This window comes from Aeromonas sp. 62-46 (assembly GCF_001898585.1).
Classification (GTDB): domain Bacteria; phylum Pseudomonadota; class Gammaproteobacteria; order Enterobacterales; family Aeromonadaceae; genus Aeromonas; species Aeromonas caviae.
Genome location: NZ_MKUI01000019.1, coordinates 103269 through 123622, shown reverse-complemented (window position 1 = coordinate 123622; position 20354 = coordinate 103269). Strand labels below are relative to the sequence as shown.

The 20354-nt window shown below is 56.3% G+C and carries 33 protein-coding genes; 3 read left to right on the top strand and 30 right to left on the bottom strand.

The genetic code is table 11. The features are described from left to right. Positions 1-125: 125 nt before the first annotated feature. The 28 genes from rplQ to rpsJ all read right to left on the bottom strand — a co-directional run bounded on the left by rplQ (position 126) and on the right by rpsJ (position 13748). Positions 126-509, bottom strand: coding sequence for a 50S ribosomal protein L17 (gene rplQ, locus BGO64_RS07365; protein ID WP_005307999.1), 384 nt, complete (start codon positions 507-509; stop codon positions 126-128). 43 nt (positions 510-552) lie between these two features. Continuing rightward, complete coding sequence (locus BGO64_RS07360) at positions 553-1542, bottom strand: DNA-directed RNA polymerase subunit alpha (RefSeq protein ID WP_005307997.1); 990 nt, start codon at positions 1540-1542, stop codon at positions 553-555. Positions 1543-1567: 25 nt separating this feature from the next. After that, a complete protein-coding gene (gene rpsD / locus BGO64_RS07355; RefSeq protein ID WP_010672568.1) occupies positions 1568-2188 on the bottom strand; it encodes a 30S ribosomal protein S4 in 621 nt (206 codons plus the stop codon). 39 nt (positions 2189-2227) lie between these two features. Beyond that, positions 2228-2617 carry a 30S ribosomal protein S11 gene (gene rpsK, locus BGO64_RS07350; RefSeq protein WP_005319702.1) on the bottom strand — a complete coding sequence of 130 codons (390 nt, stop codon included), beginning with the start codon at positions 2615-2617 and terminating at the stop codon, positions 2228-2230. Between the two features lie 14 nt (positions 2618-2631). Further along, positions 2632-2988, bottom strand: coding sequence for a 30S ribosomal protein S13 (gene rpsM, locus BGO64_RS07345; protein WP_005307991.1), 357 nt, complete (start codon positions 2986-2988; stop codon positions 2632-2634). Between the two features lie 139 nt (positions 2989-3127). Then, positions 3128-3241 carry a 50S ribosomal protein L36 gene (rpmJ, locus tag BGO64_RS07340; RefSeq protein ID WP_005319705.1) on the bottom strand — a complete coding sequence of 38 codons (114 nt, stop codon included), beginning with the start codon at positions 3239-3241 and terminating at the stop codon, positions 3128-3130. Positions 3242-3268: 27 nt separating this feature from the next. Beyond that, positions 3269-4597: a preprotein translocase subunit SecY gene (gene secY / locus BGO64_RS07335; protein WP_010672567.1), complete on the bottom strand. Its 1329-nt coding sequence runs from the start codon at positions 4595-4597 to the stop codon at positions 3269-3271. Between the two features lie 8 nt (positions 4598-4605). Continuing rightward, a complete protein-coding gene (gene rplO / locus BGO64_RS07330; protein ID WP_005307987.1) occupies positions 4606-5043 on the bottom strand; it encodes a 50S ribosomal protein L15 in 438 nt (145 codons plus the stop codon). Positions 5044-5045: 2 nt separating this feature from the next. After that, positions 5046-5225, bottom strand: coding sequence for a 50S ribosomal protein L30 (rpmD, locus tag BGO64_RS07325; RefSeq protein ID WP_005307985.1), 180 nt, complete (start codon positions 5223-5225; stop codon positions 5046-5048). 6 nt (positions 5226-5231) lie between these two features. After that, positions 5232-5732, bottom strand: coding sequence for a 30S ribosomal protein S5 (gene rpsE / locus BGO64_RS07320; RefSeq protein WP_005340605.1), 501 nt, complete (start codon positions 5730-5732; stop codon positions 5232-5234). A 14-nt stretch (positions 5733-5746) separates the two neighbouring features. Further along, on the bottom strand, positions 5747-6100 hold the full coding sequence (gene rplR, locus BGO64_RS07315; RefSeq protein ID WP_286700404.1) for a 50S ribosomal protein L18: 354 nt from the start codon (positions 6098-6100) through the stop codon (positions 5747-5749). A gap of 9 nt (positions 6101-6109) precedes the next feature. Beyond that, a complete protein-coding gene (rplF, locus tag BGO64_RS07310) occupies positions 6110-6643 on the bottom strand; it encodes a 50S ribosomal protein L6 (protein ID WP_010672565.1) in 534 nt (177 codons plus the stop codon). A 13-nt stretch (positions 6644-6656) separates the two neighbouring features. Continuing rightward, positions 6657-7049, bottom strand: a complete 393-nt coding sequence (gene rpsH, locus BGO64_RS07305; protein ID WP_010672564.1) for a 30S ribosomal protein S8 — start codon at positions 7047-7049, stop codon at positions 6657-6659. Between the two features lie 19 nt (positions 7050-7068). Beyond that, positions 7069-7374: a 30S ribosomal protein S14 gene (gene rpsN / locus BGO64_RS07300; protein ID WP_005331161.1), complete on the bottom strand. Its 306-nt coding sequence runs from the start codon at positions 7372-7374 to the stop codon at positions 7069-7071. Positions 7375-7384: 10 nt separating this feature from the next. Then, on the bottom strand, positions 7385-7924 hold the full coding sequence (gene rplE / locus BGO64_RS07295) for a 50S ribosomal protein L5 (protein WP_005331162.1): 540 nt from the start codon (positions 7922-7924) through the stop codon (positions 7385-7387). A gap of 13 nt (positions 7925-7937) precedes the next feature. Further along, a complete protein-coding gene (gene rplX / locus BGO64_RS07290) occupies positions 7938-8255 on the bottom strand; it encodes a 50S ribosomal protein L24 (protein ID WP_005307977.1) in 318 nt (105 codons plus the stop codon). A gap of 11 nt (positions 8256-8266) precedes the next feature. Further along, positions 8267-8635: a 50S ribosomal protein L14 gene (gene rplN / locus BGO64_RS07285; RefSeq protein WP_005307975.1), complete on the bottom strand. Its 369-nt coding sequence runs from the start codon at positions 8633-8635 to the stop codon at positions 8267-8269. 148 nt (positions 8636-8783) lie between these two features. Further along, positions 8784-9032: a 30S ribosomal protein S17 gene (gene rpsQ, locus BGO64_RS07280; RefSeq protein WP_005307966.1), complete on the bottom strand. Its 249-nt coding sequence runs from the start codon at positions 9030-9032 to the stop codon at positions 8784-8786. Next, positions 9032-9223 carry a 50S ribosomal protein L29 gene (rpmC, locus tag BGO64_RS07275; protein ID WP_005307965.1) on the bottom strand — a complete coding sequence of 64 codons (192 nt, stop codon included), beginning with the start codon at positions 9221-9223 and terminating at the stop codon, positions 9032-9034. Before rpmC ends, rpsQ begins: the two co-directional genes overlap by 1 nt. Then, positions 9223-9636 carry a 50S ribosomal protein L16 gene (gene rplP, locus BGO64_RS07270; protein ID WP_010672562.1) on the bottom strand — a complete coding sequence of 138 codons (414 nt, stop codon included), beginning with the start codon at positions 9634-9636 and terminating at the stop codon, positions 9223-9225. Before rplP ends, rpmC begins: the two co-directional genes overlap by 1 nt. A 13-nt stretch (positions 9637-9649) precedes the next feature. Further along, a complete protein-coding gene (rpsC, locus tag BGO64_RS07265; protein ID WP_005331168.1) occupies positions 9650-10363 on the bottom strand; it encodes a 30S ribosomal protein S3 in 714 nt (237 codons plus the stop codon). 3 nt (positions 10364-10366) lie between these two features. Then, positions 10367-10711, bottom strand: coding sequence for a 50S ribosomal protein L22 (gene rplV / locus BGO64_RS07260; protein ID WP_010672561.1), 345 nt, complete (start codon positions 10709-10711; stop codon positions 10367-10369). A gap of 10 nt (positions 10712-10721) precedes the next feature. Further along, complete coding sequence (gene rpsS, locus BGO64_RS07255) at positions 10722-11000, bottom strand: 30S ribosomal protein S19 (protein WP_005307960.1); 279 nt, start codon at positions 10998-11000, stop codon at positions 10722-10724. 22 nt (positions 11001-11022) lie between these two features. Next, entirely contained in the window at positions 11023-11844 is an 822-nt protein-coding gene (gene rplB / locus BGO64_RS07250; RefSeq protein WP_010672560.1) for a 50S ribosomal protein L2, read from the bottom strand. 15 nt (positions 11845-11859) lie between these two features. Then, the gene (rplW, locus tag BGO64_RS07245; protein ID WP_005307955.1) at positions 11860-12162 is read right to left on the bottom strand and encodes a 50S ribosomal protein L23; all 303 of its coding nucleotides are present in this window, start codon (positions 12160-12162) and stop codon (positions 11860-11862) included. Next, positions 12159-12764 (bottom strand): 50S ribosomal protein L4, encoded by a 606-nt coding sequence (gene rplD / locus BGO64_RS07240; RefSeq protein WP_005340616.1) that lies wholly within the window; start codon positions 12762-12764, stop codon positions 12159-12161. Before rplD ends, rplW begins: the two co-directional genes overlap by 4 nt. 17 nt (positions 12765-12781) lie before the next feature. Then, positions 12782-13414, bottom strand: coding sequence for a 50S ribosomal protein L3 (gene rplC, locus BGO64_RS07235; protein WP_010672559.1), 633 nt, complete (start codon positions 13412-13414; stop codon positions 12782-12784). A gap of 22 nt (positions 13415-13436) precedes the next feature. Further along, entirely contained in the window at positions 13437-13748 is a 312-nt protein-coding gene (rpsJ, locus tag BGO64_RS07230) for a 30S ribosomal protein S10 (protein ID WP_005307944.1), read from the bottom strand. A 354-nt stretch (positions 13749-14102) separates the two neighbouring features. Between rpsJ and BGO64_RS07225 the strand changes: the two genes are divergently transcribed. Further along, positions 14103-15017, top strand: coding sequence for a DMT family transporter (locus BGO64_RS07225; RefSeq protein WP_048209251.1), 915 nt, complete (start codon positions 14103-14105; stop codon positions 15015-15017). A gap of 36 nt (positions 15018-15053) precedes the next feature. On the opposite strand, the gene envZ is transcribed toward BGO64_RS07225, so the two are convergent. Continuing rightward, complete coding sequence (envZ, locus tag BGO64_RS07220) at positions 15054-16364, bottom strand: two-component system sensor histidine kinase EnvZ (protein ID WP_010672557.1); 1311 nt, start codon at positions 16362-16364, stop codon at positions 15054-15056. Continuing rightward, a complete protein-coding gene (ompR, locus tag BGO64_RS07215) occupies positions 16361-17080 on the bottom strand; it encodes an osmolarity response regulator transcription factor OmpR (protein ID WP_010672556.1) in 720 nt (239 codons plus the stop codon). Before ompR ends, envZ begins: the two co-directional genes overlap by 4 nt. A gap of 202 nt (positions 17081-17282) precedes the next feature. Between ompR and greB the strand changes: the two genes are divergently transcribed. Both greB and BGO64_RS07205 read left to right on the top strand, forming a co-directional pair. Beyond that, positions 17283-17756 carry a transcription elongation factor GreB gene (greB, locus tag BGO64_RS07210; protein WP_039039492.1) on the top strand — a complete coding sequence of 158 codons (474 nt, stop codon included), beginning with the start codon at positions 17283-17285 and terminating at the stop codon, positions 17754-17756. A 268-nt stretch (positions 17757-18024) separates the two neighbouring features. Next, a complete protein-coding gene (locus BGO64_RS07205) occupies positions 18025-20331 on the top strand; it encodes a Tex family protein (protein ID WP_286700403.1) in 2307 nt (768 codons plus the stop codon). Positions 20332-20354: the final 23 nt, after the last annotated feature.

Here is a 20354-nt window from a genome sequence, read left to right as displayed (position 1 = left end):
AGTAGAGGCAGTAGAGGCAGTAGAGGCAGTAGAGGCAGTAGAGGCAGTAGAGGCAGTAGAGGCAGTAGAGGCAGTATCAGAATCCACCAAAAGAAAAGCCGGGACAAGCCCGGCTTTTTCTTTTATCACTCAGCAGCTGCTTCAGCAGCGGCCGGGCGGTCTACCAGCTCAATGTAAGCCATAGGAGCGTTGTCACCAGCACGGAAACCGCATTTCAGAATGCGAGTATAACCGCCGGCGCGCTCCAGGTAGCGCGGGCCCAGTTCATTGAACAGCTTAGCCACGATCGCGTTATCGCGAGTACGGGCAAATGCCAGGCGACGATTAGCAACGCTATCAGTCTTGGCAAGGGTGATCAGCGGTTCAACTACACGACGCAGCTCTTTTGCCTTAGGCAGAGTCGTCTTGATGATCTCATGACGAACCAGGGAGCTGGCCATGTTGCGGAACATAGCCTGACGATGGCTGCTGTTCCGGTTCAGTTGACGACCACTCAAACGATGGCGCATGACCTTATCCTTCTAACTAAATCTGTGAAACCCGTAATCTGGATTACTCGTCAGCGATGCTGGCGGGCGGCCAGTTCTCAAGGCGCATGCCAAGAGACAGACCACGGGAGGCCAACACGTCCTTGATCTCAGTCAGGGACTTCTTACCGAGGTTAGGAGTCTTAAGCAACTCAACTTCGGTACGCTGTACCAGATCACCAATATAGTGGATAGCTTCTGCCTTCAGACAGTTCGCTGAACGAACTGTCAGCTCCAAATCATCGACAGGACGCAGCAGAATCGGATCAAACTCGGGTTTCTCTTCTTTCTTCTCGGGCACGCTGACATCGCGCAGATCCACGAAGGCTTCCAGTTGCTCTGCCAGAATAGTGGCGGAACGACGGATGGCTTCTTCCGGATCCAGAGTACCATTGGTCTCCATGTCGATAACCAGCTTGTCCAAGTCGGTGCGCTGTTCCACACGTGCCGCCTCGACATTGTAGGCGATGCGAACGATGGGGCTGAACGCGGAGTCCAGCAGCAGGCGACCGATAGGACGCTCTTCATCATCGTTGTGAACACGAGCAGAAGCAGGCACATAACCACGACCGCGCTGAACTTTCAGGCGCATGCTGATCTCAGCATTTGCACCAGTCAGGTGGCAGATTACGTGCTCCGGGTTTACGATCTCGACTTCATCACCGTGAGTGATATCACCAGCGGTAACGGGGCCTGTTCCAGACTTGGTCAGGGACAGAGTTACCTCGTCCTTGCCTTCCAGCTTCACAGCGATACCTTTCAGGTTGAGCAGGATTTCAAGAATGTCTTCCTGTACACCTTCTTTGCTGCTGTACTCGTGCAGTACTCCGTCGATCTCGACTTCAGTAACCGCACAACCGGGCATAGATGACAGCAAGATACGACGCAGGGCATTGCCCAGCGTGTGGCCAAAGCCACGCTCAAGCGGCTCGAGAGTCACTTTCGCGTGAGTCGGGCTAACTTGCTCGATGTCAACTAGCCGCGGTTTAAGAAAATCTGTTACAGAACCCAGCATTGTGTCCTCTCTTTAGAAGCTAGCTTTACTTGGAGTAAAGCTCGACGATCAGCTGTTCGTTAATGTCGGCAGACAGGTCGGAACGCTCCGGCAGGCGCTTGAAGGCACCTTCCATCTTAGCAGCGTCAACCTCTACCCAAGTCGGCTTCTCGCGCTGACCAGCAACTTCCAGGGAAGCTTTGATACGCGCTTGCTTCTTAGCCTTCTCGCGAACGCAGATCACGTCCTCAGGGGATACCTGGAAAGAAGGAACATTCACAACGCGGCCGTTTACCATGATGGCTTTGTGGCTCACCAGCTGACGAGATTCAGCACGAGTGGCGCCGAAGCCCATGCGGTAGACGACGTTGTCCAGACGACCTTCCAGCAGCTGCAACAGGTTTTCACCGGTGTTACCCTTTTGACGGGCAGCGTCGCGGTAGTAGTTGCGGAACTGTTTTTCCAATACGCCGTAGATACGACGTACTTTTTGTTTCTCGCGCAGTTGCACACCGTAGTCGGACAGACGCGCTTTACGCGCACCGTGTTGACCAGGAACGGTGTCAATCTTGCACTTAGAATCAATCGCACGAACACCAGACTTCAGGAAGAGGTCGGTGCCCTCACGACGGCTAAGCTTAAGCTTAGGACCGATATATCTTGCCATCTTCTTTCTCCAACAATCCTAGACCAAGTAGCTACAGCGTTACACGCGACGCTTCTTGGGAGGACGACAACCGTTGTGCGGGATCGGAGTCACATCAGTAATGTTAGTGATGCGGAAACCAGCCGCGTTCAGAGCGCGGATGGAAGACTCACGACCGGGACCCGGACCTTTGACCATGACTTCCAGGTTCTTCACGCCGTATTCTTTGGCGATCTCACCAGCACGCTCAGCAGCTACCTGGGCAGCAAACGGAGTGGACTTACGGGAACCACGGAAACCGGAACCACCAGAGGTAGCCCAAGACAGAGCATTGCCCTGACGGTCAGTAATGGTCACGATTGTGTTGTTGAAAGATGCATGAACGTGCGCAATACCGTCGCTCACTTGCTTTTTAACGCGCTTGCGAGCACGAGTCGGAGTTTTAGCCATTTTCTACCTTCCCGTTACTTCTTGATAGCCTTGCGCGGACCCTTACGGGTACGAGCGTTGGTCTTGGTACGTTGACCACGAACAGGCAGGCTACGACGGTGACGCAAACCACGGTAGCAACCCAGATCCATCAATCGCTTGATGTTCATGGAAATCTGACGACGCAGGTCACCTTCGACGGTGAATTTACCTACTTGTTCACGCAGACTCTCGATCTGAGCTTCGTCCAGGTCTTTAATTTTCACATTCTCAGCGATACCGGCTGCGGCACAGATGGCCTTGGAGCGGGTACGACCGACGCCATAAATAGCAGTCAACGCAATGACTGCATGCTTATGGTCAGGAATGTTAATGCCAGCGATACGGGCCACTATTCACTCCTACATATAGTAGATAACGACCACCACAAAGCCCGTGAGCGGATACGTGGCGGTCAACCAATACACAACAAAAGTTGGCTGGCTATATTAGCCAGCACAACTATTTGTTGCAAGTACTAACCGTAAAAAATTAGCCTTGGCGCTGTTTATGCTTTGGCTCGCTGCAAATCACACGCACCACACCGTGACGCTTGATGATTTTGCAGTTACGGCAGATTGCCTTAACGGAAGCACGAACTTTCATTGCTTAACTCCGTAACTACGCCGACCTTTAGCGGCCGTAGCCCTTCAGGTTGGCCTTCCTCAGGACGTCGCCATATTGATGAGACATCATATGGGTCTGAACCTGAGCCATGAAGTCCATGATAACTACCACGATAATCAGCAGCGAGGTGCCACCGAAGTAGAACTGTACGTTCCAGGCAGTCATCAGGAACTGGGGTACCAGACAGATAAAGGTAATATAGAGCGCACCTGCCAATGTCAGGCGAGTCATAACCTTATCGATGTAACGTGCTGTCTGCTCGCCCGGGCGGATCCCCGGGATAAAGGCTCCACTCTTCTTCAGGTTATCTGCTGTCTCGCGGGGGTTGAACACCAGCGCGGTATAGAAGAAGCAGAAGAAGATAATGGCTGCTGCATAGAGCATCTCGTACAAGGGCTGACCCGGCTGCAGGACCATAGAGACCTGTTGCAGGATGTCAGCGATCTTGCCCTCGCCCTGACCAAACCAGGAGGTAATGGTACCCGGGAAGAGGATGATGCTGGATGCGAAAATCGCAGGAATCACACCGGCCATATTCACTTTCAACGGCAGGTGTGTGCTTTGCGCAGCGAATACTTGGCGGCCTTGTTGACGCTTGGCATAGTTAACGACGATACGACGCTGACCACGCTCCACGAACACCACAAAGTAAGTCACAGCGAAAACAATCAAGCCCAGCAACAACAACAGCAGGATGTGCAATTCCCCTTGACGTGCCTGTTCGGCCGTAGCGCCAATGGCATGAGGCAGACCGGCGACGATACCTGTGAAGATAATCAACGAGATACCATTACCAATCCCACGCTCGGTAATCTGTTCACCCAACCACATCAAGAACATGGTACCGGTGACCAGACTCACAACGGCTGTGAAATAGAAGCCCAAACCCGGATGAGTCACGAGTCCTTGCATCATATTCGGCAGACCGGTTGCAATACCAATGGCCTGGAACGTTCCCAAAACCAGCGTGCCCCAACGGGTATATTGGCTAATCTTGCGACGGCCGGATTCACCTTCTTTCTTGAGTTCAGCAAGAGCAGGGTGAACCACAGTCAGCAACTGGATAATGATCGACGCCGAAATGTACGGCATGATCCCCAGTGCAAGAATAGAAGCACGCGAGAGTGCACCACCACTGAACATGTTGAACATCTCAATGATGGTGCCCTTCTGTTGTTGGAACAACTCGGCCAGTACGGCGGCGTCAATACCAGGGATCGGCACATAAGAGCCTGCACGGAACACGATAATTGCCCCGAGAACGAAGAGCAGACGGCTCTTCAATTCGCTCAGACCACCTTGTGCTTTAACATCCAATCCTGGTTTCTTAGCCATTGTACTGATTATTCCTCGATTTTACCGCCAGCGGCCTCGATGGCTGCACGTGCACCCTTGGTGACGGACAGACCACGAACGGTCACAGCACGGTCAATGTTGCCAGACAGAACAACTTTAGCGAACACGATGTTTTTGGTAATAACACCGGCTTGCTTCAGAGTGCTCACGTCGACCACATCACCTTCTACCAGGGCGATTTCGTTCAGGCGCACTTCGGCAGAAACCAAAGATTTGCGAGAGAAGAAACCGAACTTCGGCAGACGGATTTTCAAAGGCATCTGGCCGCCTTCGAAACCGTTGCGGACCTTGCCGCCACCGGAACGAGAGGTTTGACCTTTAACACCACGACCACCGGTCTTGCCCAGACCAGAACCGATACCACGGCCCGGACGGTGCTTGACGCGCTTGGAGCCAGCGGCCGGAGACAGAGTATTCAGACGCATGCTTAGCCCTCCACCTTAACCATGTAATAAACCTGGTTGATCATGCCGCGTACGCAGGGAGTATCTTCCAGCTCAACGGTGTGACCAATGCGACGCAGACCCAGACCACGCAGAGTCGCCTTGTGCTTTGGCAGACGGCCGATAGAGCTGCGAGTTTGAGTTACTTTTACAGTGTTAGCCATGTCGCATTACCCCAGAATTTCTTCAACGCGCAGACCACGCTTGGCCGCGATCTGTTCCGGTGATTGACCGTGAACCAGAGCGTCGACAGTTGCGCGAACAACGTTGATTGGGTTGGTGGAACCGTAGGTCTTGGCCAGCACGTTGTGGATACCAGCAACTTCCAGTACGGCACGCATGGCGCCGCCTGCAATGATACCAGTACCTTGGGAGGCCGGCTTCATGAACACGGTGGAACCAGAGTGAACGCCACGCACCGGGTGGTGCAGGGTGCCGTTGTTCAGCTCAACCTTGTTCAGGTTACGCTTAGCCTGTTCCATCGCCTTTTGAATGGCGGCCGGAACTTCACGGGCCTTACCGTAACCGTAACCTACACGGCCGTTACCATCACCCACCACGGTCAACGCGGTGAAGGACATGATACGACCACCTTTAACAGTTTTCGAAACACGGTTTACTGCAATGAGCTTTTCTTGCAGTTCGCCGGCTTGAGATTCGACTTTAGCCATCTTCGACTCCTAGCTTAGAACTGAAGACCAGCGTCACGAGCAGCGGTAGCCAGAGCGGCTACACGACCGTGATACTTGAAACCGGAACGATCGAAAGATACGTTCTGAACGCCTTTGGCAATAGCACGCTCAGCGATAGCCTTACCTACAGCGGTAGCAGCATCTGCGTTACCGGTGTATTTCAGAGCTTCACTGATGGCTTTCTCTACTGTGGAAGCAGAGGCCAGAACTGCGGAACCGTTGGCTGCAATAACCTGCGCATAGATATGACGCGGGGTACGGTGAACAACCAGACGGGTAGCTCCCAGTTCCTGCATCTTTTTCCGAGCACGAGTAGCACGACGGAGACGAGCTGCTTTCTTGTCCATAGTGTTACCTTACTTCTTCTTAGCTTCTTTAGTACGCACTTGCTCGTTGGCATAGCGTACACCCTTGCCCTTGTAGGGCTCCGGAGCGCGGTAAGCACGGATATCGGCGGCGACTTGGCCAACCAGCTGCTTGTCCACACCACGCAGAACGATCTCGGTGGCGGACGGACATTCAGCGGTGACACCAGCCGGCAGCGCATGCTCTACCGGGTGAGAGAAGCCCAGTGCCAGCGCAACAGCATTGCCCTTGATGGAGGCTTTGTAACCTACACCAACCAGCTGCAGCTTGCGCTCGAAGCCTTGGGTAACACCGACTACCATGTTGTTGACCAATGCACGGGCAGTACCGGCCTGAGCGTCAGCACCAGCGATGCCGTCGCGCGGGGCGAACTTCAGTACATTGTCTTCTTTGGTCACTTCTACACCAGCGTGGATGGAACGAACCAGGGAACCCTTGCCACCTTTGATGGACAGTTCTTGGCCGTTCAGAGTCACCTCTACGCCAGCAGGAATAGTGACGGGTGCCTTAGCAACGCGAGACATTTCCGACCTCCTATTAAGCGACGTAGCAGATGATCTCACCACCCATGCTTGCCTTGCGGGCAGCACGGTCGGTCATCACACCTTTAGACGTGGACACGATAGCAACACCGAGACCGCCCATGACTTTCGGCAGATCAGTAGTGCGCTTGTAAATACGCAGGCCGGGACGGCTCACGCGTTGGATCAGTTCTACAACCGGCTTGCCCTGGAAATACTTCAGTTCGATTTCCAGTTCCGGTTTCACGTCACCAGCTACGTTGTAGCCAGCGATGTAACCTTCTTCTTTCAGCACTTTGGCGATAGCCACTTTCAGCTTGGAAGAAGGCATGGAAACCGCAACTTTGCTCGCCGCCTGACCGTTACGGATGCGGGTCAGCATATCCGCGATCGGATCTTGCATGCTCATAGTCTAACTCCCGAGATTCTTACCAAGAGGCCTTTTTGAGGCCCGGAATTTCGCCCTTCATGGCATGCTCACGCACCTTGATGCGAGAGAGGCCAAACTTCCGCAGGAAACCGTGCGGACGACCAGTGATGTTGCAACGGTTACGCTGGCGGGACGGACTGGAATCACGGGGCAGCTGTTGCAGTTGCAAGACAGCATCCCAACGCGCTTCTTCAGAAGCGTTCATATCAACGATGATAGCTTTCAGCTCGGTACGCTTGGTCGCGAACTTGGCTGCCAGCTTCGCACGCTTTGCTTCACGTGCTTTCATGGATGTTTTAGCCATAACCCTAACCTTACTTGCGGAATGGGAAGTTAAAGGCAGCCAGCAGAGCACGGCCTTCTTCGTCGGTATTCGCGGAAGTGGTGATGGTGATATCCAGACCACGGACGCGATCGACCTTGTCATAGTCGATTTCCGGGAAGATGATTTGCTCACGCACGCCCATGGAGTAGTTACCACGGCCATCGAACGCCTTGGCGTTCAGACCACGGAAATCACGGATACGCGGTACGGAGATGCAAATCAGCCGTTCCAGGAACTCCCACATACGCTCGCCACGCAGGGTTACTTTACAACCTATCGGGTAGCCTTCACGAATCTTGAAGCCCGCAACAGATTTGCGTGCTTTGGTGATCAGCGGCTTCTGACCGGAAATGGCAGCCATATCGGCAGCAGCATTTTCCAGCAATTTCTTGTCAGAGATCGCTTCACCAACACCCATGTTCAGGGTGATTTTCTCGATCCGAGGGACTTGCATGATAGTCTTGTAACCGAACTGCTTGGACAGTTCATTTACTACATCGGATTTGTAGTAATCATGCAGTTTCGCCATCGTTAAACTCCAATTACTTCACAAGTTCGCCGGTGGATTTGAAGAAACGGACTTTCTTGCCGTCTTCAATCCGGAAACCAACGCGGTCAGCCTTGCCAGTGGCAGAGTTGAACAGCGCGACGTTAGATACATCGATGGGGGCTTCTTTGGTGACGATGCCGCCAGCCTGACCCAGTGCGGGTACCGGCTTTTGGTGTTTCTTCACCTGGTTGATGCCTTCCACGATTACCTTACCTTTTGCAATCAGGACTTGAGTGACTTTGCCACGCTTGCCCTTGTCTTTGCCGGTAAGAACAATTACTTCGTCTTCGCGACGGATTTTAGCTGCCATCGTTCGACTCCTTACAGTACTTCGGGTGCCAGGGACACAATCTTCATGAACTTCTCGTTACGGAGTTCACGGGTCACCGGGCCAAAAATACGAGTACCGATTGGCTGTTGGTTGTTGTTAAGCAACACAGCCGCATTGTTGTCGAAACGGATGACAGAGCCGTCCGGACGACGAACGCCTTTACGGGTGCGTACGACCACCGCGTTATACACATCACCTTTCTTCACTTTACCGCGAGGAATGGCTTCCTTGATGGAAACCTTGATGATGTCGCCGATGCCGGCATAACGGCGGTGCGAACCACCCAGAACCTTAATACACATTACACTGCGAGCGCCGGAGTTGTCGGCAACACCCAGCATACTTTGCATCTGGATCATCTTAGTGCTCCGCTTTGTTTACTTCTTATCCCTGATGGGATCTGGCTGCCTTCAAAAGGCGCGAAACTATAACACAGCTATTTTTGAAAAGGTAGCCTAAAAAACAAACGGCCCCGATGGGGGGCCGTTTGGGCTAAAAAGTACCGAATTAGGCCTTTTCTACGACAGCAACCAGGGTCCAGGACTTGGTCTTGGACAGCGGGCGGCACTCGCGGATTTCCACGAGATCGCCAGCCTTGCACTCGTTGTTCTCGTCATGCACGTGCAGCTTGGTAGTGCGCTTGATGATCTTACCGTAGATCGGGTGCTTTACCTTGCGCTCGATAGCGACGGTGATGGACTTGTCCATCTTGTCGCTAATTACACGACCTTGCAGAGTACGGATCTTGTCAGTCATTACGCACCTGCCTTCTCAGTCAGTACAGTCTTGATACGTGCGACGTCACGACGCACTTGTTTCAGAGTGTGAGTCTGAGCCAGCTGGCCGGTGGAAGCTTGCATGCGCATGTTGAATTGCTCACGCAGCAGACCCAGCAGCTCCTGGTTCAGTTCTTCGACGCTCTTTTGACGCAGATCTTGGGCTTTCATCACATCACCGTCTTAATTACGAAAGTGGTCTGAACAGACAGCTTAGCTGCGGCCAGGGCAAACGCTTCACGCGCCAGAGCCTCAGGTACACCATCCATCTCGTACAGAACCTTGCCAGGCTGGATCGGGCAAACCCAGTATTCCACGTTACCCTTACCTTTACCCATACGAACTTCGAGGGGCTTTTCGGTGATGGGCTTGTCCGGGAACACACGGATCCAGATCTTGCCTTGACGCTTAACGTGACGGGTCATGGCACGACGGGCTGCTTCGATTTGACGAGCAGTCAGTTGACCACGAGATGTCGCCTTCAGGCCAAAGGTACCGAAGGATACTTCGTTACCGGCATTGGCCAGACCGCGGTTACGACCCTTGTGGGTCTTGCGGAATTTAGTACGCTTAGGTTGCAACATTTACCGAATCTCCTTACTTGGCAGCGCGGCGCTTGTTGTCACGCTTGGGCTTCGCAGGAGCTTGCTCTTGAGCAGCGGCAGCATTGACTGCAGCCAGACCGCCCAGAACTTCGCCCTTGAAGATCCAAACTTTAACGCCGATCACACCGTAAGTGGTGTGGGCTTCAGAAGTTGCGTAGTCGATGTCGGCGCGCAGGGTGTGCAGGGGCACACGACCTTCACGGTACCATTCGGTACGCGCGATTTCAGCGCCGCCCAGACGACCGGAAACTTCCACTTTGATGCCCTTGGCACCCAGGCGCATGGCGTTCTGTACGGCGCGCTTCATAGCACGACGGAACATTACGCGACGCTCCAGCTGGGAAGTGATGCTGTCGGCAACCAGTTTGCCATCCAGCTCCGGCTTGCGGACTTCGGAAATGTTGATCTGAGCAGGCACGCCAGCGATTGCGGCTACAGCTTTGCGCAGTTTTTCAACGTCTTCGCCTTTCTTGCCGATCACGACACCCGGACGAGCGGTGTGAATGGTCACACGGATGCTCTTGGCCGGACGCTCGATAGTGATCTTGGACAAGGAAGCGTTTTTCAGCTCCTTGGTCAGGAACTGGCGTACTTGGAAATCGCTGTACAGGTTGTCAGCGAAGTCTTTGGTGTTCGCGAACCAGGTAGAATTCCAAGGCTTGGTAATACCCAGGCGAATGCCATTAGGATGTACTTTCTGACCCATTGCTTATCTCCCAGCCTTAGCGTCGGATACCACTACAGTGATGTGAGCGGTACGCTTGAGGATACGATCCGCGCGACCTTTGGCACGCGGGCGGATGCGCTTCATGGAGGGACCTTCGTCTACCATGATGGTGGCAACACGCAGGGTGTCGATATCGGCACCTTCGTTGTGCTCAGCGTTGGCAATGGCAGATTCCAGCACTTTCTTCACCAGAACAGCAGCCTTTTTCGGGCTGAAGGTCAGGATGTTCAGAGCCTTGTCTACGGACAGACCACGTACTTGATCGGCTACCAGACGAGCTTTCTGGGCAGAAGTACGGGCATAACGGTGTTTAGCGATAGCTTCCATCATTTATCCCTTAGCGCTTCTTAGCCTTCTTATCAGCAGCATGGCCGCGATAAGTACGAGTCGGTGCGAATTCACCCAGTTTGTGACCGATCATTTCTTCGGTAACGAAAACCGGAACGTGCTGACGACCATTATGGACAGCGATGGTCAAACCGATCATGTTCGGGATGATCATTGAACGACGGGACCAGGTCTTAACCGGCTTTTTATCCCCGCTTTCCACCGCTTTCTCTACCTTCTTCAGCAAGTGCAGGTCGATAAATGGACCCTTCTTGAGAGAACGTGGCATGGTGATTCCTCTATGTTAACAATTACTTGTTACGACGACGTACGATGTACTTGTCGGTACGCTTGTTCTTACGGGTCTTGAAGCCCTTAGCCTTCTGGCCCCATGGGGACACAGGCTGCATGCCCTTGTTACGACCCTCACCACCACCGTGCGGGTGATCAACCGGGTTCATCGCCATACCGCGAACGGTCGGACGAATACCACGCCAGCGGTTAGCACCGGCTTTACCCAGTTGACGCAGCATGTGCTCGGAGTTACCCACTTCACCGATGGTAGCGCGGCACTCGGCCAGAACTTTACGTACTTCGCCGGAACGCAGACGCAGAGTTACATAGTTACCTTCACGAGCCAGGATCTGGATGAAAGTACCAGCGGAACGAGCCAGCTGGGCACCTTTACCAGGCTTCATCTCAACGGCGTGAACGGTAGAACCGACCGGGATGTTGCGCATCGGCAGGGTGTTACCTACCTTGATGGCAGCATCAGCACCAGAGGCGATTGCATCACCAGCTTTCAGGCCTTTCGGGGCCAGGATGTAACGACGCTCACCGTCTGCATACAGCACCAGGGCGATGTTTGCGGTACGGTTAGGATCGTATTCCAGACGCTCAACTTTGGCCGGAATGCCGTCTTTGTCGCGCTTGAAGTCGATCAGACGGTAGTGTTGCTTGTGACCACCACCGATATGACGAGTGGTGATACGACCGTTGTTGTTACGGCCACCGGACTTGCTTTTGCTGTCCAGCAGAGCGGCGAAGGGCTTGCCCTTGTACAGCTCTTGGTTGACGATCTTGACGACGTGGCGGCGGCCCGGAGAAGTAGGCTTGCACTTAACGATTGCCATTTTTCAGAACTCCTCTTACTCGGCTGCGCCCATGAAGTCGATGTCCTGACCAGCTTTCAGGGTCACATAAGCCTTTTTCCAATCGGAACGACGGCCTACGCGTGCACCTGCGCGCTTGGTCTTACCCTTCATGTTCAGGGTACGGACGGTCTCAACTTCGACCTCGAACAGTTTCGCAACTGCAGCTTTGACTTCCGCCTTGGTGGCATCAACAGCAACTTTGAACACGATAGTGTTCTGCTTTTCTGCGACCATGGTGCTCTTTTCAGAGATGTGCGGAGCCTTCAGAACTTTCAGCAGACGCTCTTCACGGATCATGCCAGCATCTCCTCGATTTGCTTAACTGCGTCAGCAGTCATCAGAACCTTGTCGAAAGCGATCAGGCTGACCGGGTCGATACCGGCAACGTCACGCACGTCAACTTTGTACAGGTTACGAGCAGCCAGGAACAGGTTCTCATCGACTTCAGCAGTCACGATCAGAACGTCAGTCAGTTCCATTTCTTTCAGCTTGGCGATCAGTTCTTTGGTCTTCGGCGCTTCGATGCCGAACTTCTCAACAACGATCAGGCGCTCTTGACGTACCAGCTCGGACAGGATGCTACGGATAGCGCCGCGGTACATCTTCTTGTTTACTTTCTGGCTGTGATCTTGCGGCTTAGCAGCAAAGGTCACACCACCGGAACGCCAGATGGGCGAACGGATGGAGCCAGCACGGGCACGACCAGTACCCTTCTGACGCCACGGCTTTTTGCCGCCACCAGACACTTCAGAGCGAGTCAGCTGCGCACGAGTACCCTGACGGGCACCAGCGGCATATGCAACGACAACCTGGTGAACCAGAGCTTCGTTGAATTCGCGCCCGAAGGTAGTCTCGGAAACTTCAAGAGCGCTCTTGGCGTCTTTCATTACCAATTCCATTACTATCTCCTCAGACGTTACGCTTTGACGGCAGGTTTAACGATCACGTTGCCGTTGGTTGCACCCGGTACTGCGCCTTTGATGAGCAGCAGGTTGCGTTCAGCGTCAACACGAACCAGTTCCAGGTTCTGAGTCGTTACACGCTCAGCACCCATGTGACCAGCCATCTTCTTGCCCTTGAATACACGGCCCGGGGTCTGGTTTTGACCGATGGAGCCAGGTACACGGTGGGACAGGGAGTTACCGTGGGTCATATCCTGGGTACGGAAGTTCCAGCGCTTAACAGTACCGGCAAAACCTTTACCCTTGGATGTGCCGGTAACGTCTACCAGCTTAACGTCAGCGAGAAGATCTACTTTCAGCTCGCTACCAACAGTGAAAGTTTCACCGTTGTTCAGGCGGAATTCCCACAGACCGCGACCGGCTTCTACACCAGCTTTGGCGAAGTGGCCAGCTTCCGGCTTGGTTACGCGGCTGGCTTTCTTGGCGCCAGTGGTAACCTGAATAGCGTTGTAGCCGTCGGTTTCTACAGATTTGACCTGAGTTACACGGTTAGCTTCAACTTCGATAACAGTCACCGGGATAGAAACGCCATCTTCAGTGAAGATGCGAGTCATACCCACTTTGCGACCTACAAGACCGATTGTCATTGTTATCAACCTCTTTCCGTAATTAACCCAGGCTGATCTGGACGTCTACACCAGCTGCCAGATCCAGACGCATCAGAGCGTCTACGGTCTTGTCAGTCGGCTCAACGATGTCTACCAGACGCTTGTGAGTGCGGATCTCGTACTGATCACGCGCGTCTTTGTTGACGTGCGGGGAGATCAGAACGGTGAAACGCTCTTTGCGAGTCGGCAGCGGGATAGGACCGCGAACCTGCGCGCCAGTGCGCTTAGCAGTTTCAACGATTTCCGCAGTGGATTGATCGATCAGGCGATGATCAAAAGCCTTCAGGCGGATACGGATTCTTTGGTTCTGCATTGACAGAGCTCCAATAGATAAAAGAACATAAATCAACACCGCCCGACCGGGACTACTCCCGCCAGAGGTGTGATTTTTCACGTTTCCTCCCATATCGGGAGGACTGTATGGCTGGCAACTCGTAAACGGGAAGCTCAGCAAGCAGACATATCGTCTGGCTGCCTCATGGGCAAGCAGAGGTGATTATACGGATTTTTTCCACTCACGCAAGTGAAGGCGGACAGATTGTGCGCAATGTTGTGTGGCAGATGGATCTCCAGGCGATCAAATCATCGCCATCGGCGAGACGGTAACGACAATGTTGCAAACAGGCTGATAGACTGCGCCCTCGCCCCAGTTTGCGGAACGCATCCCATGCTCAAGAATCAGAAGAAAGCCTACCAGTACGGGCTCTGTGCCGTCGCCCTCTGGTCCACGGTGGCCAGCGCCTTCAAGATCTCCCTCGCCTACTTTGAACCGGTACAGCTGCTGCTGGTCGCGGCCTGCACCTCGACCCTGACCCTGGGGTGCATCGTGGCCTGTCAGGGCAAACTGCCGCTACTGCTCGACTACATCAAGAGTCGCCCCCTCTATTACCTCGCTCTCGGGGTCCTGAACCCCTTCCTCTATTACCTGCTGCTGTTCAAGGCATATGATCTGCTGCCCGCCCAGCAGGCACAGACTCTCAACTACACCTGGGCCATCACCCTCAGCCTGCTGGCCGTTCCCTTCCTCGGTCAAAAGCTGCGCCGCCGCGATGGCGTCGCCATCGTGCTCGGCTATTTCGGCGCCCTGGTGATCGCCACCAGGGGGGACGTGTTCGGTCTGCAGTTCGACAGCCCCCTCGGCGTCACGCTGGCGCTGGTGTCGACCCTGATCTGGGCCGGTTACTGGATCCTCAACACCCGCAATCAGGGGGATCCCGTCGTCAGCCTGCTGCTCGGCTTCCTCATCAGCCTGCCCTTCATCATCGTGGCGACCTGGTTGCTCTCGGACTTTGCCATGACCGCCTGGCAGGGATGGGCTGGCGCCATCTATGTGGGGCTGTTCGAGATGGGCTTCGGTTTCGTGCTCTGGCTGATGGCCCTGCGCCACGCCACCAACACAGCCCCCATCAGTAACCTCATCTTCATCTCGCCGTTTGCCTCTCTGGTGCTGCTCAACCTGTTGATCGGCGAAACCATTCACCCGGCAACCCCCATCGGCTTGGCTCTCATCGTCGCCGCCCTGCTTATCCAGCAACTCAAATATGGCAAGCGCTACCGCAAGGTGAGCGACCCCCACGCCTGACAGACAAAAGGGCGCATCTCTCGATACGCCCTGCTTTCAATCCATCCACTCTAGCGGCTGGTTCTTGGGTAGCCGGATCTCCACCTGCAAGCCCCCCAGTTCGGAGCGCCCCAACCTGATGGTGCCGTGATGCTGGGAGACTATCTTGGCAACGATGGCCAACCCCAGCCCGCTGCCGCCACCGGTGCGCGCCACATTGCCCTGGGTGAAGGGCTTGAGCACCCGGGAGTAGTCCTCTTCTGCAATCCCCGGGCCATTGTCGGAGAGTCGCAGCCGCACCCAGTGGCCATCATCCCTGAGCTCGGCCTGCAACCGGGTCGCGCCATAGCGCAGGGAGTTGCCCGACAGATTGTTGAGGATACGGCGAATGCTGATGGGATGGCAGGCCACACGCACCGCCTCCTCCGGCAGGAGCAGCTCCACTTCCAGTCCCTGATCGGTCTGCATCAGCAACGCATCGTGAATGAGCTGGGTCAGGTCGACGGGCCGGGCATCGAGCCCCTCGTTCGGGCGAATGTAGTCGATGAACTGATCAATGATACCGTTCGACTCATCGATGTCTGCATTGATGCTCTCCTTGAGGTACTCATCCCCCGAGGACATCATCTCGGTCGCGAGACGAATGCGGGTGAGAGGGGTGCGCAAATCGTGGGATACCCCGGCCATCATCAGGTTGCGCTCCTCGATCAGCCCCTTGATGGAGCTCGACATGTGGTTGAAGGTGCGGGTCAGGCGGCGCACCTCCCGCGAGCCCTGCTCCCCCAGGGCATCGGGAAAGTTGCCACGCGCCACCGCCACGGCCCCCGCTTCCAGATCCTCCAGCGGTCGCACCAGCTGACGGGCAAAACGCCAGGCTGCAAACAGGGTCACCACCAGCAAGACGCTCATATAGAGGATGAGCGGTTCGATGTCGTCATCTTCAATTTCAGTCAGGGGAATGCGCACCCACATCTGGCTGGCCTGGGGAGGCTGGATCCAGATGATGTAGTGATCCTGGATTTCAACTCTGACCCTGGTATCCCCTTTCAATTCGCGGCTGATGCTCTGCTCCAGATAAGGGTAGGGCTTGGAATCATTCAGCCCGTGCTGCTCCGCCTCGCTCTGGGTATAGATGTCGCTGCCAGTGGTCACATAGACCAGCGCCTCGGCATCTTCACTGAGCGCCAGCTGGTTGTTGTCCACCGGAAAGATGAGCTTGACCTGGTTTGCCAGCAGGTGGCTGATCTGCTTGACGGTCGGCGCCAGCAGGTAGTTGTAGAAGGTAACGTAGGAGACGACTTGATAGACCACCAGCACGGCAGCCAGAAACCAGAGCATGCGGGAGAACATGCTGCCCACTTTCTTCATGCGTTCTCACCGTCCGGTACGAACACATACCCCAGACCCCAGACGGTCTGCAGATAGCGAGGCTGGGCCGGGTCCTGTTCCAGCAGGCGGCGCAGGCGGGAGACCTGCACATCAATGCTGCGCTCGGTGGCCGTGTACTCGCGGCCACGGGCCAGGTTCATCAGCTTGTCACGGGAGAGCGGTTCGCGAGGATGACTCACCAGCACCTTGAGCACGGCGAACTCCCCGCTGGTCAGGGCAACCGGTTCGCCATCACGGCTCAGTTCACGGGTCGCCAGATTGAGCTGGTAGGCCCCGAAACTCACCATCTTCTCCGCCGCGGAAGGGGCGCCGGGCAGCTCCACGGTATGGCGGCGCAGCACGGCGCGGATCCGGGCCAGCAGCTCACGGGGGTTGAACGGCTTGGGCAGATAATCGTCGGCCCCCATCTCCAGACCGACGATGCGATCCACTTCGTCCCCCTTGGCGGTGAGCATCAAGACAGGGATCTGGTTGCCGGCCTCGCGCAGGCGGCGGCAGATGGAGAGGCCGTCTTCCCCCGGCAGCATCAGATCAAGCACCATCAGGCTGAAGTTTTCACGCGTCAGCAGGCGATCGGCCTGCTCCCCGTTGGCGACACCTCGCACTACAAACCCCTGCTCGGTGAGGTAGCGCTCCAGCAAGGAACGCAGTTTCAGATCGTCGTCCACCACCAGGACCTTGTATTGCTGACTCATTGCCACCTCTCTTTTCTGTCTCCCCTCATACTAGAGCCGCCCCCTGCAACCACAAAGCATAAATATGTTACCGGTTATTGCCCTCATTCGGCCCCGGAGCCGGGAAGGACGGATGACCAGCTCTGCTTTTTGCTCGACAGCGCGGCGACAATGACTAAGATCCCGAGCAACCGGATGCAATTGGCGAGGGAGTGATAACTCCATGAAAACCAAACTCATTACCCGTGAAGGCTACACCAGGCTCCGGCAGGAGCACGACATGCTCTGGCGGGAGGAGAGGCCCGATGTCACCAAAAAAGTGGCCTGGGCGGCGAGCCTGGGTGATCGCAGCGAGAATGCCGATTACCAGTACAACAAGAAACGCCTGCGGGAGATCGACCGCCGGGTTCGCTACCTGCGCAAGTGCCTGGAAGAGCTGACCATAGTCGACTACTCCCCCTCCCAGGAGGGCAAGGTCTTCTTCGGCGCTTGGGTCGAGGTGGAAAACGACGAGGGTGAGACCAAGCGCTTTCGCATTGTCGGCTATGACGAGATCTTCGGCCGCAAGGATTACATCTCCATCGACTCCCCCATGGCCCGCGCCCTGCTCAAGAAAGAGGTGGGCGATGAAGCCATGGTGCAAACGCCAGTGGGTGACGCCTGCTGGTACATCAATGAGATCAGCTATCCCAAATAAGCCAGGCCTAGCCTCACTGCCAAATCGGCTGACAAGGCCAGGAGAGACCGAGCATGTCCGCCCACCGGGTATGAGAAACGTCATTTCTGCCGGGGTGGCATCCCGCTGCCCGACCCCATATAGTGCTCACACCCGGCGCCTTGCGGCGCGAACCGGCCCGCGCGGCAGTGGCCTGGCAGGTATCTAAACTATCGCCAGGACAGACCCCCTGTTCGGCGACATAGCCCCACGCTGGCCAGTTAGACAGGACCCGACCAAGAGACCCTCGATGCAAAGCCACGTAATAGAACATCAGATCGCCGGTGAGCTGAATGCCCGCCCGGAACAGGTGCAGGCAGCCGTTCGCCTGCTGGACGAAGGCGCGACCGTTCCCTTCATCGCCCGTTACCGCAAAGAGGTGACCGGCGGTCTGGACGACAGCCAGCTACGTACCCTGGAGAGCCGCCTCGGCTACCTGCGTGAACTGGCGGATCGCCGCCAGGTGATCCTGCGCTCCATTGAAGAGCAGGGCAAACTGACCCCCGAGCTGGCCCGCGAGCTGAACGATGCCGACAGCAAGACCCGGCTGGAAGACCTCTACCTCCCCTACAAGCCCAAGCGGCGCACCAAGGGGCAGATGGCCATCGAGGCGGGGCTGGAGCCACTGGCGGATTTGCTGCTGGGTGACCCCATGAAGGATCCCGAGCAAGAGGCGGTTCGCTTCCTCAATGCCGAGCAGGGGATCACCGACGGCAAGGCCGCCCTCGACGGTGCCCGTTACATCCTGATGGAGCGCTTCGCCGAGCAGGCCGATCTCCTTGAGAAGTTGCGGGACTACCTGTGGCACAACGCCACCCTGCGTGCCCGCGTGGTGGCCGGCAAGGAGCAGGAAGGGGCCAAATTCAAGGACTACTTCGAACACGACGAACCCCTGCACAAGGCCCCCTCCCACCGGGTGCTGGCCATGTTGCGCGGCCGCAACGAGGGGATCCTCAACCTGGCGCTGGTCACCGGCGAGGATGAGGGTACCAGCCCCTGCGAAGGGATCATTGCCCATCACCTCAGACTCAACCTGCAACACCGCCCGGCCGACAAGTGGCTGCAGGGGGTGGTGAGCTGGACCTGGAAGATCAAGCTCTCCCTGCAGATGGAAACCGAGCTGATCGGCCGTATCCGCGAGTCAGCGGAGGAGGAGGCGATCAAGGTGTTCGCCATGAACCTCAAGGATCTGCTGATGGCGGCACCGGCCGGCATGCGCTGCACCATGGGGCTGGATCCCGGCATTCGCACCGGGGTCAAGGTGGCGGTGGTGGATGCCACCGGCAAGCTGGTCGATCACGCGACCATCTATCCGTTCGAACCCAAACGCCAGGTTGACCAGAGTCTCAAGACCCTGAGCGAGCTGTGCCAGAAGCACAAGGTCGAGCTCATCAGCATCGGCAACGGCACCGCATCCCGGGAAACCGACCGCCTGGTGAGCGATCTGTTCGAGCGCTACCCGGCCGCCAAGGCACAGAAGATAGTAGTGAGTGAAGCGGGGGCATCGGTCTACTCCGCCTCCGAGCTCGCCTCCCAGGAATTCCCGGATCTCGACGTCTCCATTCGCGGCGCCGTCTCCATCGCCCGCCGGTTGCAGGATCCCCTGGCCGAGCTGGTCAAGATCGATCCCAAGAGCATCGGTGTGGGCCAGTACCAGCACGATGTCGGCCAGAGCCAGCTGGCCCGCCGCCTCGACGCGGTGGTCGAGGATTGCGTGAACGCGGTGGGGGTGGATGTGAATACCGCCTCGGTCGCCCTGCTCAACCGGGTTTCCGGCCTCTCCCAGACCCTGGCCCAGAACATCGTCGCCTACCGCGACGAGAACGGCGCCTTCAAGAGTCGTCAGCAGTTGCTGAAAGTTGGCCGACTCGGGCCCAAGGCATTCGAGCAATGCGCCGGCTTCCTGCGCATTCGGGGCGGCAGCAACCCGCTGGACGGCTCGGCGGTGCACCCGGAATCCTACCCGGTGGTGGAGCGGATCCTCGCCAAGCTGGAGCAGACCGTGGACAGCCTGCTCGGCAACAGCAGCCTGCTGCGCACCCTCAAGCCCACCGACTACACCGACGATCAGTTCGGGGTGCCTACCGTCACCGACATCATTGGCGAGCTGGACAAGCCCGGCCGCGACCCGCGTCCCGAGTTCAAGACCGCCACCTTCAAGGAAGGGGTGGAGAAAATCAGCGATCTGGTGCCCGAGATGGTGCTGGAGGGTGTGGTCACCAACGTCACCAACTTCGGCGCCTTCGTCGACATCGGCGTCCATCAGGACGGGTTGGTGCACATTTCTTCCCTCACCGATCGCTTCGTCAAGGATCCCCGCGAGGTGGTCAAGGCCGGTGACATCGTCCGGGTCAAGGTGCTGGAAGTCGACGTACCGCGCAAACGCATCAGTCTGACCATGCGTCTGGATGAAAAAGCCGGCCAGCCTGCACGCAAAACGGCCGAGCCGCGTCACACTGGCAACGCCCGACCGAAACAGGCGCCCCGTCAGAGCGCTCCGACCGAGGGTGCCATGGGCAACGCCTTCGCGGCTGCCCTGTCGAAACTGAAGAAATAAGCCCCCAGAATGCAAAAAAGCCC

Coding starts and splice junctions, on each gene's coding strand:
- rplQ (WP_005307999.1), bottom strand. CDS start 509: ATGCGCCATCGTTTGAGTGGTCGTCAACTGAACCGGAACAGCAGCCAT.
- BGO64_RS07360 (WP_005307997.1), bottom strand. CDS start 1,542: ATGCTGGGTTCTGTAACAGATTTTCTTAAACCGCGGCTAGTTGACATC.
- rpsD (WP_010672568.1), bottom strand. CDS start 2,188: ATGGCAAGATATATCGGTCCTAAGCTTAAGCTTAGCCGTCGTGAGGGC.
- rpsK (WP_005319702.1), bottom strand. CDS start 2,617: ATGGCTAAAACTCCGACTCGTGCTCGCAAGCGCGTTAAAAAGCAAGTG.
- rpmJ (WP_005319705.1), bottom strand. CDS start 3,241: ATGAAAGTTCGTGCTTCCGTTAAGGCAATCTGCCGTAACTGCAAAATC.
- secY (WP_010672567.1), bottom strand. CDS start 4,597: ATGGCTAAGAAACCAGGATTGGATGTTAAAGCACAAGGTGGTCTGAGC.
- rplO (WP_005307987.1), bottom strand. CDS start 5,043: ATGCGTCTGAATACTCTGTCTCCGGCCGCTGGCTCCAAGCGCGTCAAG.
- rpmD (WP_005307985.1), bottom strand. CDS start 5,225: ATGGCTAACACTGTAAAAGTAACTCAAACTCGCAGCTCTATCGGCCGT.
- rpsE (WP_005340605.1), bottom strand. CDS start 5,732: ATGGCTAAAGTCGAATCTCAAGCCGGCGAACTGCAAGAAAAGCTCATT.
- rplR (WP_286700404.1), bottom strand. CDS start 6,100: ATGGACAAGAAAGCAGCTCGTCTCCGTCGTGCTACTCGTGCTCGGAAA.
- rplF (WP_010672565.1), bottom strand. CDS start 6,643: ATGTCTCGCGTTGCTAAGGCACCCGTCACTATTCCTGCTGGCGTAGAG.
- rpsH (WP_010672564.1), bottom strand. CDS start 7,049: ATGAGCATGCAAGATCCGATCGCGGATATGCTGACCCGCATCCGTAAC.
- rpsN (WP_005331161.1), bottom strand. CDS start 7,374: ATGGCTAAAACATCCATGAAAGCACGTGAAGCAAAGCGTGCGAAGCTG.
- rplE (WP_005331162.1), bottom strand. CDS start 7,924: ATGGCGAAACTGCATGATTACTACAAATCCGATGTAGTAAATGAACTG.
- rplX (WP_005307977.1), bottom strand. CDS start 8,255: ATGGCAGCTAAAATCCGTCGCGAAGACGAAGTAATTGTTCTTACCGGC.
- rplN (WP_005307975.1), bottom strand. CDS start 8,635: ATGATCCAGATGCAAAGTATGCTGGGTGTTGCCGACAACTCCGGCGCT.
- rpsQ (WP_005307966.1), bottom strand. CDS start 9,032: ATGACTGACAAGATCCGTACTCTGCAAGGTCGTGTAATTAGCGACAAG.
- rpmC (WP_005307965.1), bottom strand. CDS start 9,223: ATGAAAGCCCAAGATCTGCGTCAAAAGAGCGTCGAAGAACTGAACCAG.
- rplP (WP_010672562.1), bottom strand. CDS start 9,636: ATGTTGCAACCTAAGCGTACTAAATTCCGCAAGACCCACAAGGGTCGT.
- rpsC (WP_005331168.1), bottom strand. CDS start 10,363: ATGGGTCAGAAAGTACATCCTAATGGCATTCGCCTGGGTATTACCAAG.
- rplV (WP_010672561.1), bottom strand. CDS start 10,711: ATGGAAGCTATCGCTAAACACCGTTATGCCCGTACTTCTGCCCAGAAA.
- rpsS (WP_005307960.1), bottom strand. CDS start 11,000: ATGCCACGTTCTCTCAAGAAGGGTCCATTTATCGACCTGCACTTGCTG.
- rplB (WP_010672560.1), bottom strand. CDS start 11,844: ATGGCAATCGTTAAGTGCAAGCCTACTTCTCCGGGCCGCCGCCACGTC.
- rplW (WP_005307955.1), bottom strand. CDS start 12,162: ATGATCCGTGAAGAGCGTCTGCTGAAAGTTCTGAAGGCTCCGCACATC.
- rplD (WP_005340616.1), bottom strand. CDS start 12,764: ATGGAATTGGTAATGAAAGACGCCAAGAGCGCTCTTGAAGTTTCCGAG.
- rplC (WP_010672559.1), bottom strand. CDS start 13,414: ATGACAATCGGTCTTGTAGGTCGCAAAGTGGGTATGACTCGCATCTTC.
- rpsJ (WP_005307944.1), bottom strand. CDS start 13,748: ATGCAGAACCAAAGAATCCGTATCCGCCTGAAGGCTTTTGATCATCGC.
- BGO64_RS07225 (WP_048209251.1), top strand. CDS start 14,103: ATGCTCAAGAATCAGAAGAAAGCCTACCAGTACGGGCTCTGTGCCGTC.
- envZ (WP_010672557.1), bottom strand. CDS start 16,364: ATGAAGAAAGTGGGCAGCATGTTCTCCCGCATGCTCTGGTTTCTGGCT.
- ompR (WP_010672556.1), bottom strand. CDS start 17,080: ATGAGTCAGCAATACAAGGTCCTGGTGGTGGACGACGATCTGAAACTG.
- greB (WP_039039492.1), top strand. CDS start 17,283: ATGAAAACCAAACTCATTACCCGTGAAGGCTACACCAGGCTCCGGCAG.
- BGO64_RS07205 (WP_286700403.1), top strand. CDS start 18,025: ATGCAAAGCCACGTAATAGAACATCAGATCGCCGGTGAGCTGAATGCC.